Source organism: Pseudarthrobacter cremeus (genome assembly GCF_051857465.1).
Lineage (GTDB): Bacteria > Actinomycetota > Actinomycetes > Actinomycetales > Micrococcaceae > Arthrobacter.
This window is the reverse complement of sequence record NZ_JBPZHC010000010.1, coordinates 145,833-158,555: the sequence shown is the minus strand read 5'-3', so window position 1 is coordinate 158,555 and position 12,723 is coordinate 145,833. Positions and strand designations below refer to the sequence as shown.

The window sequence follows — 12,723 nt, the reverse complement described above, 5'->3', positions numbered from 1 at the left end:
CAATGGGTGCTGGGGTTGAACGGCTGTGAAGGCCGGCGCCTGGGCGCCCGCCGGGACATACCACGTCACTGACAACACCTTGAGGATACCCCCAGGGGGTATGCAAGTCAAGGACTTTAAGTGTCTCGCGGGCCCAGGGAGCTGCAAATGAGGATCGGCTGGCTATGAATGCGAACAGCTTCGTGTCCATACTGGGTGGATTGCTGCACGCTGGCTGCCAATGGCGGTGGCCGGATACTGTTTGGAGGCGCCCATATGGCTGAGCTCAGTAGCCCCGTGACCTATTCCAGTGCCCTCGGGGACGCTTCATGCCTGGCCGGCACTTTCAAAGTGAAGTTTCCCTCGTTGACGGTGGAGTGGTCGGATGGAATGTATCAGGTCCACGGATACCGGCGCGGCGAGGTGGTGCCCACCCTGGACCTGCTCTATTCCCACAAGCATGCCGACGACAGGCAGCATTGCCAGGAGATCGTGGCAAAGGTTTTGCAGACCGGCGGTTACTTCTGCATGTATCACCGGATTGTCGATGCCCGGGGAGTAACCCGCCATGTCCTCACCTCCGGCGATGCGATCCAGGGCGAGGATGGCCAGGTGACTGCGCTGGAGGGCGTCATGCTGGACTTATCCTCCACGCTGCGGCGGGAAACGGAGCACATTGCCCGCGCCGCAGTGATGGCGGCCACGGCAACCCGCAGCATCATCGACCAGGCCCGCGGCATCCTGATGGGCAGGCTCCTGATCGGTTCCGAAGCGGCCTTCCAGCTGCTCGTCACCCACAGCAGCCACCGCAACCTCAAGCTCGCCGTGGTGGCGGCCGAGATCCTGCGCCTGGCCGGGCTACCGGAAGGACCTGCCGAGCTGGATGCGGCCATCCGGGAGATGCAGGCGAGGGCGCTGAAAGTTGAGTCTTCCCGCCGCAGGTGACAGTATCTGCGTATGAATGCAGATACGAAAGCTCAGGAACTTGGCCCCGACAGCCAGTATGTTGAACTGGCGGTGGAGGTCTTCGCCATGCTCGCCGACGCCACGCGGGTACGCCTGATCCTGGCCCTCCGCGACGGCGAACTGTCCGTCAACGCGCTCGCCGGGATCGCCGGCAAGTCGGCCCCGGCGGTGTCCCAGCACCTGGCAAAAATGCGGCTGGCACGCATGGTGTCCACCCGCCAGGAAGGCACCAAAGTCTTCTACCGGCTGGAGGACGGGCACGCCTGGCAGCTGGTGGCCGACGCCATCCACCAGGCCGAACATGCACTGGGAACAGCGCCGCGTCACGGAATGACGCCCCACGCACGGCCGGAGGCAGGGAAATGAGCCACCGGCCGGCGGATACCGGCAGCCATGTGCACGGGCACGGTGAAGCGGACGACGGCGGCCATCACCACAGCCACGACGGCCACCCGCACGACGGCCACTCGCACAGCCACGACGGTCACTCGCACGACGGCCACTCGCACAGCCACGACGGTCACTCGCACGACGACGCCCACGTCCACGCCACGGGGTTCAAGGGCTGGCTCAAGGAACTGTTCATCCCGCACTCCCACGATTCCGCGGACTCGGTGGATGATGCCCTGGAGAGCAGCGCCCAGGGCATCCGCGCCGTCAAGGTCTCGTTGCTGGGCCTCGGCGCAACCTCACTGTTCCAGCTGGCCATCGTCCTGATCAGCGGCTCCGTGGCGTTGCTGGCGGACACGGTCCACAACTTCTCCGACGCCCTGACCGCCGTCCCGCTCTGGATCGCGTTCGTGCTCGGGCGCAGGCCGGCTTCCCGGACGTTCACCTACGGCCTGGGCAAGGCGGAGGATCTGGCGGGCCTGTTCATCGTAGCCATGATCGCACTCTCGGCGGTGGTGGCCGCCGTCGAATCCATCCGCCGCTTCTTCGAGCCGCAGCCCGTGCACAACCTGGGCTGGGTGCTGGCTGCCGGCCTGGTGGGCTTCGCCGGCAACGAGCTGGTGGCGATCTACCGGATCAGGGTGGGCCGCCGGATCGGCTCCGCTGCGCTGCTGGCGGACGGGATCCATGCCCGGACGGACGGCTTCACGTCGCTGGCTGTCGTGGCCGGCGTCGTCGGCGTCTGGCTGGGATTCCCGCTCGCGGACCCCATCGTCGGGCTGCTCATTTCCGCCGCCATCGGCGTCCTGCTGTGGGGCACCGTCCGCGACGTCGGACGTAGGCTCCTGGACGGCGTCGATCCTGCCCTGTCGGAACGGCTCGCCGCGCTGGTTACGGAGAGCGCGCCGGAGGGGAGTACCTCCCGGCTGCGGTGGAGCGGCCACCGCCTGCACGCGGAAATCACGGTACCGGCCGACGGCGGCACGCACCTGGCGGAGTTCGCCGTCGTCGTTCGCGGGCTGGAGGAGAAGGTGCGCGGCTCACTGGGCAACCTCGGCTCGGTCACGGTGGTTCCGTTGGTGAAGCGGCCCTAGTTCCGTCGTGGCGACGACGGGTGTACGGGCCGTCCTGCCATCAGCCAGGCGATCGCTCCCAGGGCATTTCCGAAAATCAGGATCACCAGCCACACGGGCCTGGTGAAAGTACGGATCTGCCGCTCGTCCGTGCCCGCGAAGTCAACCAGTCCGTAGGCCCAAACGACTATCGCCGCGGCAAGGACAATGAAAGGGAACCAGAAGACAAGTGCGTCGCCCATGATCCAAGTATGCGCCGGTATCCTGGGTTTCCGGCCGCCCGGAACATGACGGCCGACGGCGGAGCGGCAACGAGCCGGCTCCCCGCTGAAGGAATAGGCTTCCGGCATGGGAATGGTCATCACGCTGCTTGGTATGTGGCTTGTTCTCTTGGTCCAAGGCTTTCGGCCTGAGCCCGCGTGATGGGTGTCGAGGAGAGCTGGGCAGGAATCGCCGGTTGGCTGAATGGCAACGCCCCGGAGACGGCGAACGCCATACGGCCGCCTGCCGCTGAGTCCTTGATCCGCTCGTTGGAAGGGGAGTCGCCGAACGGCTGGCCCGGCGGGCTGTCCACCCTTTACCGGCTGGCTGACGGCGCGGAACGCTCGACGGCGGGCTACATTTACCCGGGGTATCGGCCACTTCCACTGGAAGAAGCCGGGAGGACGCGTCGGATGCTGCTCGGCATCGAGGCGCAGATCGGGGAGGCAGCGAACGCCGAGTTCGATCGGCAACGGAACTCGCCCCTTTACCGGAACCTGAGGGCTGTCCACCAGGCCGGCAGCGGTGTCCCTCTGCCGGAACCTCAGAAACCCTATGACCCGGCAAAGGCTGAAGCCGACGACGCCGGTACCAGGGCTTCCATGTTCATCCCGCCCTTCCTGCCAATCGCCGAAGACGGTTCCGGCGACGTTCTGTTCGTCGACCTCAGGGCCGGGCATCAGCACGGCTGCGTTGGCGAGTATTTCAAGGGCGAGGCCGACTGGCGTCCCGCGATCTGGCCCTCGGTCGAAGTGCTCCTGGACGAGACGCTGGCCAGCCTCGAATCCGGGCAGGCCGCCCTGTCCCGCAACCCCGGAGTGGTAAACGGCGCGCTGACGTGGGAGTACTCGGCTGGCGCCTGAGGCGGCCCAAAAGCGTGCAGGGCGTGACGAGTGCCGCCGTCGTCCGCCCTGCCCAAACGCTCTGGCACTTTCCGCGGCTTTTTTTGAGCAACGCTCTGGCACCTCCTGTCGCTTTAGGCGCAACGCTCTCTCACTTACGGACGCTTTTAGAGCAACGCTCTGGCACCTTCGGTCGAATCCGGACGTGCCAGAGCGTTGGGGAAAAAGCGACATCAAGTGAAAGAGCGTCGGGGGAAAGGCGGCGGGAAGTGCCAGAGGGTGTGACGGGTGGGGTGGGGTGGGGACCGGGGGGACTGTGACGATGATCCCGGCCGGAAGAATTGCGGGCCGGCCGGAACCCCGCTAAGCTGTGAGGCGTGTCACGGATGACGTGACACATGCTTTTGATCTGCGGCGGGAGAGTCCTGCCGGTACGTTCAGCAGGCGCCGTAGGAGCAAACCCTCCCCAGGAATCTCTCAGGCACACGTACCGCCGCGGTTAGGCAACTCTGGAAAGCAGTCCGGCAACGGGCTCACCGACGGTGCAAGCAGCACCCTGCGAACAGCAGGTGCCGCGGAAACTCTCAGGTCCAATACAGAGCGGGGAGGAACCCGAATCAATGTGGCGTACCCAGCACGCCACCTGAATTATGGAGTTCCTTCATGACAGTCCAGTCGTCCCCCACCACCTTTGCCGATCGGCATATCGGTGCCCGCCGCCAGGCCGACATCGACACCATGCTCAAAGCCGTCGGCTACGACACCGTTGACGGCCTCGTGGACGTTGCCGTTCCCGACTCCATCCGCCAGGAGTCCCCCCTCAGCCTGGACAGCGCACTGAGCGAAGTCCAGGTCCTTACCGAGCTCCGTAAGCTCGCGGGCAAGAACAAGACGGCCGTGCAGATGATCGGCCAGGGCTACTACGACACCGTCACTCCCGCCGTGATCCGCCGGAACATCCTCGAGGCCCCGGCCTGGTACACCGCATACACCCCGTACCAGCCCGAAATCTCCCAGGGCCGGCTCGAGGCCCTCCTGAACTTCCAGACCATGGTCCAGGACCTCACCGCGCTCCCCGTGGCCAACGCTTCCCTCCTTGACGAAGCCACCGCCGTCGCCGAAGCCGTGCTCCTGATGCGCCGCGCCAACAAGAACAAGACGGCCAAGGACGGCAAGACCGTCCTGGACGCCGACTGCCTCCCGCAGACCATCGCCATCGTCCTCGGCCGCGCCGAGGCACTCGGCTTCGAGGTGGAGGTCGCCGACCTCTCCAACGGCCTGCCCGAGGGTGAGATCAACGGTGTGGTCCTCCAGCAGCCCGGCGTTTCCGGCCGCGTCTGGGATCAGTCCCCGGTCATCGCCGAAGCCAAAGAGCGCGGCGCCCTGGTCACGGTCGCAGCCGACCTCCTGGCATTGACCCTGATCACGGCTCCGGGGGAGCAGGGCGCGGACATCGCCGTCGGCTCCACCCAGCGCTTCGGTGTCCCGCTGTTCTTCGGCGGACCGCACGCCGCCTACATGGCCGTCCGCGAAGGCATGGAACGCACCCTCCCCGGCCGCATCGTGGGCGTCTCCAAGGACAACGCGGGCGTCCCCGCCTACCGCCTTGCCCTGCAGACCCGCGAGCAGCACATCCGCCGCGAGAAGGCCACCTCCAACATCTGCACCGCGCAGGCCCTCCTGGCCATCGTGTCCTCCTTCTACGCCGTCTACCACGGCCCGGACGGGCTGAAGGCGATCGCCGAGACCGTCCACAACAACGCCCGCACCCTCGCCGCCACACTGAAGTTCGCAGGCCGCGAACTGGTGAGCGACTCCTTCTTCGACACCCTGACAGTCAAGGTCCCCGGCAAGGCCGCCAAGGTCATCTCCGCCGCCGAGGCCCGGGGCATCAACCTCCGCCTGATCGACGCGGACACCGTTGGCGTGTCCGTTGATGAAACCACGACGCCGCAGGTCCTCTCCGCGGTGGCAGTCGCCTTCGGCGCCGGTCCCGTTGGGGAGGCGGAAGGCCTCGAGCTGCCCGCGGCCGTGCTGCGCACCTCCGAATACCTGCAGCACCCGGTGTTCAACACGCACCGTTCCGAGACTCAGCTGCTCCGCTACATCCGGAAGCTCTCCGACCGGGACCTGGCACTGGACCGCACCATGATCCCGCTGGGCTCGTGCACGATGAAGCTGAACGCCACCGCCGAGATGGAAGCCATCTCCTGGCCGGAGTTCGCCTCCATCCACCCCTTCGCCCCCGATTCGCAGACCGTGGGCTGGCGCGAACTGATCACCGGCCTGGAAGCTGACCTGGCGGAGATCACCGGCTACGACCAGGTCTCCATCCAGCCCAACGCCGGTTCCCAGGGCGAGCTCGCCGGCCTGCTGGCAATCCGCGGCTACCACCACTCCCGCGGTGACGTCCAGCGCAACGTCTGCCTGATCCCGGCCTCGGCGCACGGCACGAACGCCGCGTCCGCCGTCCTGGCCGGCATGAAGGTGGTCGTCGTCGCCACGGCCGCCGATGGAACCATCGACCATGCTGACCTGCAGGCCAAGATCGAGACCCACAAGGACGTTCTCTCGGCCATCATGATCACCTACCCCTCCACGCACGGTGTCTACGACGCCGATGTCCGCGAGGTCTGCGACGCAATCCACGCCGCCGGTGGCCAGGTCTACGTGGACGGCGCCAACCTCAACGCCCTCGTGGGCCTCGCACAGCCGGGCAAGTTCGGCGGGGACGTCTCGCACCTGAACCTGCACAAGACCTTCTGCATCCCGCACGGCGGCGGCGGACCCGGCGTGGGACCGGTCGCTGCCAAGGCGCACCTGGCACCTTTCATGCCCGGCGATGCCAACAAGGCCGCACACGAAGCAGGGCACGGCGTTGCCATCTCCGCGTCGCGCTTTGGCTCGGCAGGGGTCCTGCCGATCTCCTGGGCGTATGTGAAGCTCATGGGCGGCCAGGGCCTGACCGAAGCCACCAAGTCGGCACTGCTTGCGGCCAACTACATCGCGGCCCGGCTCAACGACTACTTCCCGGTCCTCTACACCGGTGAAGGCGGACTGGTTGCGCACGAGTGCATCCTGGACCTGCGCGACCTGACCGCCAAGACCGGCGTGACAGCTGAGGATGTGGCCAAGCGCCTCATCGACTTCGGCTTCCACGCCCCCACCCTGTCCTTCCCGGTGGCCGGCACCCTGATGGTGGAGCCCACCGAGTCCGAGGACCTGGCCGAGATCGATAGGTTCATCGAGGCCATGGTCATCATCCGCAAGGAAATCGACCAGGTCGCTGCCGGTGACTTCACGGTCGCGGAGTCGCCGCTGCGGAACGCACCGCACACCGCGGCCGCCGTGATCAGCACCGAATGGGACCGGACCTACCCGCGCGAACAGGCAGTCTTCCCGGTCCACACGCTCCGGCAGGACAAGTACTTCCCGCCCGTAGGCCGGATCGACGGCGCCGCCGGCGACCGCAACCTTGTCTGCTCCTGCCCGCCGCTGTCCGAATTCGAAAACTGAAGGGTTTTGACATGACTGAGAACTACACGGCTCTCTACGAAGAGCACAAGAAACTCGGCGCCTCCTTCACCGATTTCGGTGGCTGGCAGATGCCCCTGAAGTATTCCTCCGAGCTGGCAGAGCACCACGCGGTCCGCAAGGCCGCCGGCCTGTTCGACCTCTCCCACATGGGCGAAGTCTGGGTCACCGGCCCCGAAGCCGGCGCGTTCCTGGACTACGCCCTGGTGGGCAAGCTCTCCGCGATCGCGGATGGCAAGGCCAAGTATTCGCTCATCTGCAACCCCGACGGCGGCATCATCGATGACCTCATCGTCTACCGGTTCGGGGACGGGAAGTACCTCGTGGTCCCCAACGCGGGCAACGCCCCCACCGTCGCCGCCGCCCTCGCCGAGCGCGCAGCCAACTTCGACGTCACCGTCAGCGACGTCTCTGCCGAGACATCGCTGATCGCCGTACAGGGCCCGAAGGCCGAGGCCATCCTGCTGAAGCTGACTGCTGAGGCCCAGCACCCGCTGGTGACGGACCTGAAGTACTACGCGTTCAACGAACTCACCATCGCCGGGCACCGCGTCATCCTGGCCAGCACCGGCTACACCGGCGAGGACGGCTTCGAGCTGTTCATCCCGAACGCCGACGCCGCGGACCTGTGGGCGAAGGTCGCCGAAGCCGGGGAAGAGTTCGGCATTATTCCGTGCGGCCTCGCCTCCCGCGACTCGCTCCGCCTCGAAGCCGGCATGCCGCTCTACGGCAACGAGCTTTCGCTCGAGCGTTCACCGTTCGACGCCGGCCTCGGCCCCGTAGTTGCGCTCAAGTCCAAGGAAGGCGACTTCGTGGGCCGCGCCGCACTCGAAGCCGCCAAGGAGGCCGGTCCCAAGCAGAAGCTCGTGGGCCTCAAGGGCCTCGGACGGCGTGCAGGCCGCGGCCACTACCCGGTCCTCAAGGACGGCGTCCAGGTGGGCGAAGTGACCTCCGGCCAGCCTTCACCTACGCTGGGCTACCCGGTCGCGATGGCCTACGTCGACGTCGCCTACACCGAAATCGGCACAGCCCTGGACATCGATCTCCGCGGCAAGGCAGAGCCGTTCGAGGTCGTCGCCCTCCCGTTCTACAAGCGCGCTAAGTAACCTCTCGCGCCCTGGGTCCGGAACCGGGACCCGGAGTTTTCACGCGTGCTGCTCCTCCGTCGCTCTGACGCACGCTTTCGAAAACCCCGGCCCGCCGGTTCCTCGGGGGGTCCGCGGTATCCGGCAGCATGCGTCAAAGCGAGGAACGAGCAGCATGCAGAGGATACCGGGGACCACCCGGCCCAACCCGACCACCCACAGATTTCTAAACTTAAGGAAACACACACATGGCCAAGGTTGCCGCTGAACTGAAGTACTCCGTCGAGCACGAGTGGATCTCCACGGATGGCGACGGTCCGTCCGTGATCGGCGTGTCCGCCGTGGCCGCAGAGGCACTGGGCGACATCGTGTACGTGGACCTGCCCGAGGTTGGTTCCACCGTGACTGCGGGGGAGACCTGCGGCGAGATCGAGTCCACCAAGTCCGTCTCGGACCTGTACTCACCGGTCACGGGCGAGGTCACGGAAATCAACGACGACGCCGTCGCCGATCCCGCCCTGGTTAACAGCGACCCCTACGGCGCCGGCTGGCTCTTCAAGGTCTCCGTGACCGAAGAGGGCCCGCTGCTCTCCGCCCAGGAATACGCAGAAGCCAACGGCGGCGAACTGTGACCGCCCCCGCGGACGTCAAAGTCTTCGAGCAGGTCATCTCCCCGTCCCTGGACGCCGACCTGTCCGTGCTGGACCCCGAGATCGCCGTCAAGCTCGACGACGAACTCACCCGCCAGCGCAACGGCCTGGAGATGATCGCCTCGGAGAACCACACCGCCGTCGCCGTCATGCAGGCGCAGGGCTCAGTGCTGACCAACAAGTACGCCGAGGGCTACCCGGGCAAGCGCTACTACGGCGGCTGCGAGCACGTGGACGTCACCGAGCAGCTGGCCATCGACAGGGTCAAGGCCCTGTTCGGTGCCGCGTTCGCCAACGTGCAGCCGCACTCCGGCGCCCAGGCCAACGCCTCGGTCATGCACGCGCTGATCAAGCCGGGCGACACCATCATGGGCCTGAACCTGGCCCACGGCGGGCACCTCACGCACGGCATGAAGATCAACTTCTCCGGCAAGCTCTACAACGTGGTCCCGTACCAGGTCCGCGAAGACACCCACACCATTGACATGGCCGAGGTGGAGCGCCTGGCGCTCGAGCACAAGCCGCAGCTGATCGTCGCCGGCTGGTCCGCGTACGCCCGGCAGCTGGACTTCGCCGAGTTCCGCCGGATCGCCGATCTGGTGGGCGCCTACCTGATGGTGGACATGGCCCACTTCGCCGGTCTGGTGGCAGCAGGCCTGCACCCCAGCCCGGTGCCGCACGCCCACGTTGTCACGTCCACCACGCACAAGACCCTCGCCGGTCCGCGCGGCGGCATCATCCTCTCCAACGACGCCGACATCGCCAAGAAGATCAACTCGGCGGTGTTCCCGGGCCAGCAGGGCGGGCCGCTGGAGCACGTCATCGCCGGCAAGGCCGTGGCCTTCAAGATCGCCGCGTCGCCGGAGTTCAAGGAGCGCCAGGAGCGTGTGCTGCTCGGCGCGAGCATCCTGGCCGAGCGCCTGGTCCAGCCGGACGTCACCGCCAAGGGGATCAACGTGATCTCCGGCGGTACCGACGTGCACCTGGTCCTGGTTGACCTGCGCAACTGCGAGCTCGACGGACAGCAGGCCGAGGACCGCCTCGCCGCGATCGACATCACCGTCAACCGCAACGCCGTCCCGTTCGACCCGCGCCCGCCGATGGTGACCTCCGGTCTCCGTATCGGCACCCCGGCGCTGGCCACCCGCGGTTTCGGCGAGGCTGCCTTCCGTGAAGTTGCGGATATCATCGCCGAGGCCTTAACGGCCGACGCCGATGCGGACCTTTCGGGCCTGCGTCACCGGGTGGAGGCACTCGCCGCCGCCCACCCGCTGTACCCGGGGCTCTAGTCGCCTCCGGTGCCGGCGGACCGGAGTTTTCACGCGTGCTAGTCCCCACCGTCCCCCTAGCCTCGCAAGCTCGGCCAGGGAACCCGGACGGTGTGGGCCCAGTTCCTCGCTTCTGACGCACGCTTTCGAAAAGCCCGGCTCCGGCCGGCACCTCGTGCAGCACCGTACTGCGGTGCCGCATCATGAAAATTAGTTAGTTAGGAACCTTCATGGCTGTTGGAGTCTTTGATCTCTTTTCGATCGGGATTGGGCCGTCGAGCTCTCACACGGTGGGGCCCATGCGTGCTGCTGCGGTGTTCGCCGAGGAGCTGAAGTCCTCCGGCGCGCTGGAGAAAGTGGCCGGGCTGCGGGTTGACCTGTACGGGTCGCTCGCGGCCACGGGCCATGGCCACGGCACCATGACGGCCATCCTGCTGGGCCTGGAGGGGTTCCACCCGGAGAAGATCCTGCCGGCCGAGGTGGAGGAGCGGCTCGCCGCCATCTCCGAGACGGGGACCCTCCAGCTGGCCGGTTCCGTGCCGCTGCCGTATGGCGTCACGGACATCATCCTGCGCCCGCTGACCATCCTGCCGCGGCACACCAACGGCATGACCTTCACCGTCAGCGACCAGGAAGGCGAGGTCCTGCACAAGGCCACGTTCTTCTCCGTGGGCGGCGGCTTCATTGTCCGCGAGGGCGAAGAGGACGCTGCCCTGAAGGAACTGGACGAGTCCAAGAAGGAGCTGCCGCTGCCGTTCCGGACCGCCGCCGAGCTGCTGGGCAGGTGCCAGTCCAAGGGCCTGTCCATCGGTGAGGTGATGTTCGTGAACGAGCGGGCCTCCCGCTCCGAGGAGGAGATCCGTGAGGGCCTGCTGCACATCTACTCCGTCATGGAGGAATGCGTGCAGGTCTCCCTCAAGCGCGAAGGTTTGCTGCCCGGGGGACTGAAGGTCCGCCGTCGTGCGCCCGACTGGCATGAGCGGCTCGAAAAGGAAGATAAGGACCGGGACCCCAAGTACTGGCAGGAATGGGTGAACCTGATCGCCCTGGCCGTGAACGAGGAGAACGCGTCCGGCGGCCGGGTGGTCACCGCGCCCACCAACGGTGCGGCCGGGATCATCCCGGCGGTCCTGTACTACGCGCTGCATTTCGCGCCCGGCATGGACAAGGCAACGCAGGAAGACCGCGACGACGTCGTGGTCAAGTTCCTGCTCACCGCGGCGGCCATCGGGGTGCTGTACAAGGAACAGGCGTCCATTTCGGGTGCCGAGGTGGGCTGCCAGGGCGAGGTGGGATCGGCGTCGTCGATGGCGGCCGGAGCCCTCGCCGAGGTCATGGGCGGCACACCGCAACAGGTGGAAAACGCCGCGGAGATCGCGATGGAGCACAACCTGGGCCTGACCTGCGATCCGATCGGCGGGCTGGTCCAGGTCCCGTGCATCGAACGGAACGCGATCGCCGCGGCGAAGGCCATCAACGCCGCGAAGATGGCGCTCTGGGGCGACGGGACACACCGGGTATCGCTGGACGAGGTCATTGTGACCATGCGCGAAACCGGCAAGGACATGTCCTCCAAATACAAGGAAACGGCCATGGGCGGCCTCGCCGTCAACGTGGTCGAATGCTAGGCGACTGCAGAATGCTAAGGGAAGAGAACTGATGACACTGGCACCAGAAGGCCGCAAGCTGCTCCGGGTTGAGCAGCGTAATTCGGCGGTTCCCGTGGAGCGGAAGCCTGAGTGGATCAAGGCGAAGGTCCAGATGGGCCCGGAGTATGTGCAGCTGAAGAATTTGGTCAAGAAGGAAGGCCTGCACACGGTGTGTGAGGAGGCTGGCTGCCCCAACATTTTTGAGTGCTGGGAGGACAAGGAGGCCACGTTCCTGATCGGCGGGTCCGAGTGCACCCGGCGCTGTGATTTCTGCCAGATCGATACGGGCAAGCCCTCCCCGGTGGACATGTTCGAACCCACCAAGGTGGCCCGCTCGGTCCAGGCCATGCAGCTGCGCTACGCCACCGTGACCGGGGTGGCCCGGGATGACCTGGCCGATGAGGGTGTCTGGCTGTACGCGGAGACGGTCCGGAAGATCCATGAGCTGAACCCGGGCACCGGTGTTGAGCTGCTGATCCCTGACTTCTCCGGCAAGCCGGAGCACATCGCGGCGATCTGTGATTCCAAGCCTGAGGTGTTCGCGCACAACGTGGAGACCGTGCCGAGGATTTTCAAGCGGATCCGGCCCGCGTTCCGGTACGAGCGGTCCCTTGATGTGATCACGCAGGGCCGGGCCCTGGGCATGGTGACCAAGTCCAACCTGATCCTGGGCATGGGTGAGACCCGCGAGGAAATCTCCGAGGCCCTGAAGGACCTGCATGAGGCCGGGTGTGACCTGATCACCATCACCCAGTACCTGCGCCCGTCCGAGCGGCACCTGCCGGTGGACCGCTGGGTCAAGCCGCAGGAATTCGTGGACCTCCAGGACGAGGCCACCGAGCTCGGCTTCCTCGGCGTCATGTCCGGTCCTTTGGTCCGGTCCTCCTACCGTGCCGGCAGGCTCTGGGCCACCGCGATGCGGAAGAAGGGCTGGGAAATCCCCGCCGAACTCGCCCACATCGAGTCCTCCGGCAGCACCCGCCAGGAAGCCAGCTCACTCCTGGCAGCCCGGGCCAGCTGACCGGC

The 12,723-nt window shown here is 66.4% G+C and carries 11 protein-coding genes and 1 riboswitch; of the genes, 10 read left to right on the top strand and 1 reads right to left on the bottom strand.

Annotated elements, in window-relative coordinates; translation table 11 throughout:
- Positions 1-255 precede the first annotated feature (255 nt).
- The 3 genes from ACS5PJ_RS17870 to ACS5PJ_RS17860 are packed head-to-tail and all read left to right on the top strand — an operon-like array spanning position 256 to position 2,429.
- Positions 256-924, top strand: coding sequence for a PAS and ANTAR domain-containing protein (locus tag ACS5PJ_RS17870; RefSeq protein WP_439436201.1), 669 nt, complete (start codon positions 256-258; stop codon positions 922-924).
- A gap of 12 nt (positions 925-936) precedes the next feature.
- Positions 937-1,311 (top strand): ArsR/SmtB family transcription factor, encoded by a 375-nt coding sequence (locus ACS5PJ_RS17865; protein WP_439436200.1) that lies wholly within the window; start codon positions 937-939, stop codon positions 1,309-1,311.
- Entirely contained in the window at positions 1,308-2,429 is a 1,122-nt protein-coding gene (locus ACS5PJ_RS17860; protein ID WP_439436199.1) for a cation diffusion facilitator family transporter, read from the top strand. The genes ACS5PJ_RS17865 and ACS5PJ_RS17860 overlap by 4 nt, the downstream gene beginning before the upstream one ends.
- Here ACS5PJ_RS17860 and ACS5PJ_RS17855 read toward each other — a convergent pair.
- On the bottom strand, positions 2,426-2,650 hold the full coding sequence (locus ACS5PJ_RS17855; RefSeq protein ID WP_439436198.1) for a PLDc N-terminal domain-containing protein: 225 nt from the start codon (positions 2,648-2,650) through the stop codon (positions 2,426-2,428). The genes ACS5PJ_RS17860 and ACS5PJ_RS17855 overlap by 4 nt on opposite strands.
- A 180-nt stretch (positions 2,651-2,830) precedes the next feature.
- On the opposite strand from ACS5PJ_RS17855, the gene ACS5PJ_RS17850 reads away from it, so the two are divergent.
- The 7 genes from ACS5PJ_RS17850 (at position 2,831) to lipA (ending at position 12,718) form a co-directional block, all read left to right on the top strand.
- Positions 2,831-3,532 carry an SMI1/KNR4 family protein gene (locus tag ACS5PJ_RS17850; protein ID WP_439436197.1) on the top strand — a complete coding sequence of 234 codons (702 nt, stop codon included), beginning with the start codon at positions 2,831-2,833 and terminating at the stop codon, positions 3,530-3,532.
- 384 nt (positions 3,533-3,916) lie between these two features.
- A riboswitch (glycine riboswitch) is annotated at positions 3,917-4,014 on the top strand.
- Between the two features lie 160 nt (positions 4,015-4,174).
- On the top strand, positions 4,175-7,027 hold the full coding sequence (gene gcvP / locus ACS5PJ_RS17845) for an aminomethyl-transferring glycine dehydrogenase (RefSeq protein WP_439436196.1): 2,853 nt from the start codon (positions 4,175-4,177) through the stop codon (positions 7,025-7,027).
- Between the two features lie 11 nt (positions 7,028-7,038).
- A complete protein-coding gene (gene gcvT, locus ACS5PJ_RS17840) occupies positions 7,039-8,151 on the top strand; it encodes a glycine cleavage system aminomethyltransferase GcvT (protein ID WP_439436195.1) in 1,113 nt (370 codons plus the stop codon).
- Positions 8,152-8,378: 227 nt separating this feature from the next.
- A complete protein-coding gene (gene gcvH / locus ACS5PJ_RS17835) occupies positions 8,379-8,762 on the top strand; it encodes a glycine cleavage system protein GcvH (protein ID WP_354146446.1) in 384 nt (127 codons plus the stop codon).
- Positions 8,759-10,069: a serine hydroxymethyltransferase gene (gene glyA, locus ACS5PJ_RS17830; protein WP_439436194.1), complete on the top strand. Its 1,311-nt coding sequence runs from the start codon at positions 8,759-8,761 to the stop codon at positions 10,067-10,069. Before gcvH ends, glyA begins: the two co-directional genes overlap by 4 nt.
- A gap of 209 nt (positions 10,070-10,278) precedes the next feature.
- On the top strand, positions 10,279-11,676 hold the full coding sequence (locus tag ACS5PJ_RS17825; protein WP_439436193.1) for an L-serine ammonia-lyase: 1,398 nt from the start codon (positions 10,279-10,281) through the stop codon (positions 11,674-11,676).
- 31 nt (positions 11,677-11,707) lie between these two features.
- A complete protein-coding gene (gene lipA, locus ACS5PJ_RS17820) occupies positions 11,708-12,718 on the top strand; it encodes a lipoyl synthase (RefSeq protein WP_439436192.1) in 1,011 nt (336 codons plus the stop codon).
- Positions 12,719-12,723 lie beyond the last annotated feature (5 nt).

What these genes read in the sequence shown, in the direction of transcription:
- ACS5PJ_RS17870 (WP_439436201.1), top strand. Translation starts at nt 256, where the DNA reads ATGGCTGAGCTCAGTAGCCCCGTGACCTATTCCAGTGCCCTCGGGGAC.
- ACS5PJ_RS17865 (WP_439436200.1), top strand. Translation starts at nt 937, where the DNA reads ATGAATGCAGATACGAAAGCTCAGGAACTTGGCCCCGACAGCCAGTAT.
- ACS5PJ_RS17860 (WP_439436199.1), top strand. Translation starts at nt 1,308, where the DNA reads ATGAGCCACCGGCCGGCGGATACCGGCAGCCATGTGCACGGGCACGGT.
- ACS5PJ_RS17855 (WP_439436198.1), bottom strand. Translation starts at nt 2,650, where the DNA reads ATGGGCGACGCACTTGTCTTCTGGTTCCCTTTCATTGTCCTTGCCGCG.
- ACS5PJ_RS17850 (WP_439436197.1), top strand. Translation starts at nt 2,831, where the DNA reads ATGGGTGTCGAGGAGAGCTGGGCAGGAATCGCCGGTTGGCTGAATGGC.
- gcvP (WP_439436196.1), top strand. Translation starts at nt 4,175, where the DNA reads ATGACAGTCCAGTCGTCCCCCACCACCTTTGCCGATCGGCATATCGGT.
- gcvT (WP_439436195.1), top strand. Translation starts at nt 7,039, where the DNA reads ATGACTGAGAACTACACGGCTCTCTACGAAGAGCACAAGAAACTCGGC.
- gcvH (WP_354146446.1), top strand. Translation starts at nt 8,379, where the DNA reads ATGGCCAAGGTTGCCGCTGAACTGAAGTACTCCGTCGAGCACGAGTGG.
- ACS5PJ_RS17825 (WP_439436193.1), top strand. Translation starts at nt 10,279, where the DNA reads ATGGCTGTTGGAGTCTTTGATCTCTTTTCGATCGGGATTGGGCCGTCG.
- lipA (WP_439436192.1), top strand. Translation starts at nt 11,708, where the DNA reads ATGACACTGGCACCAGAAGGCCGCAAGCTGCTCCGGGTTGAGCAGCGT.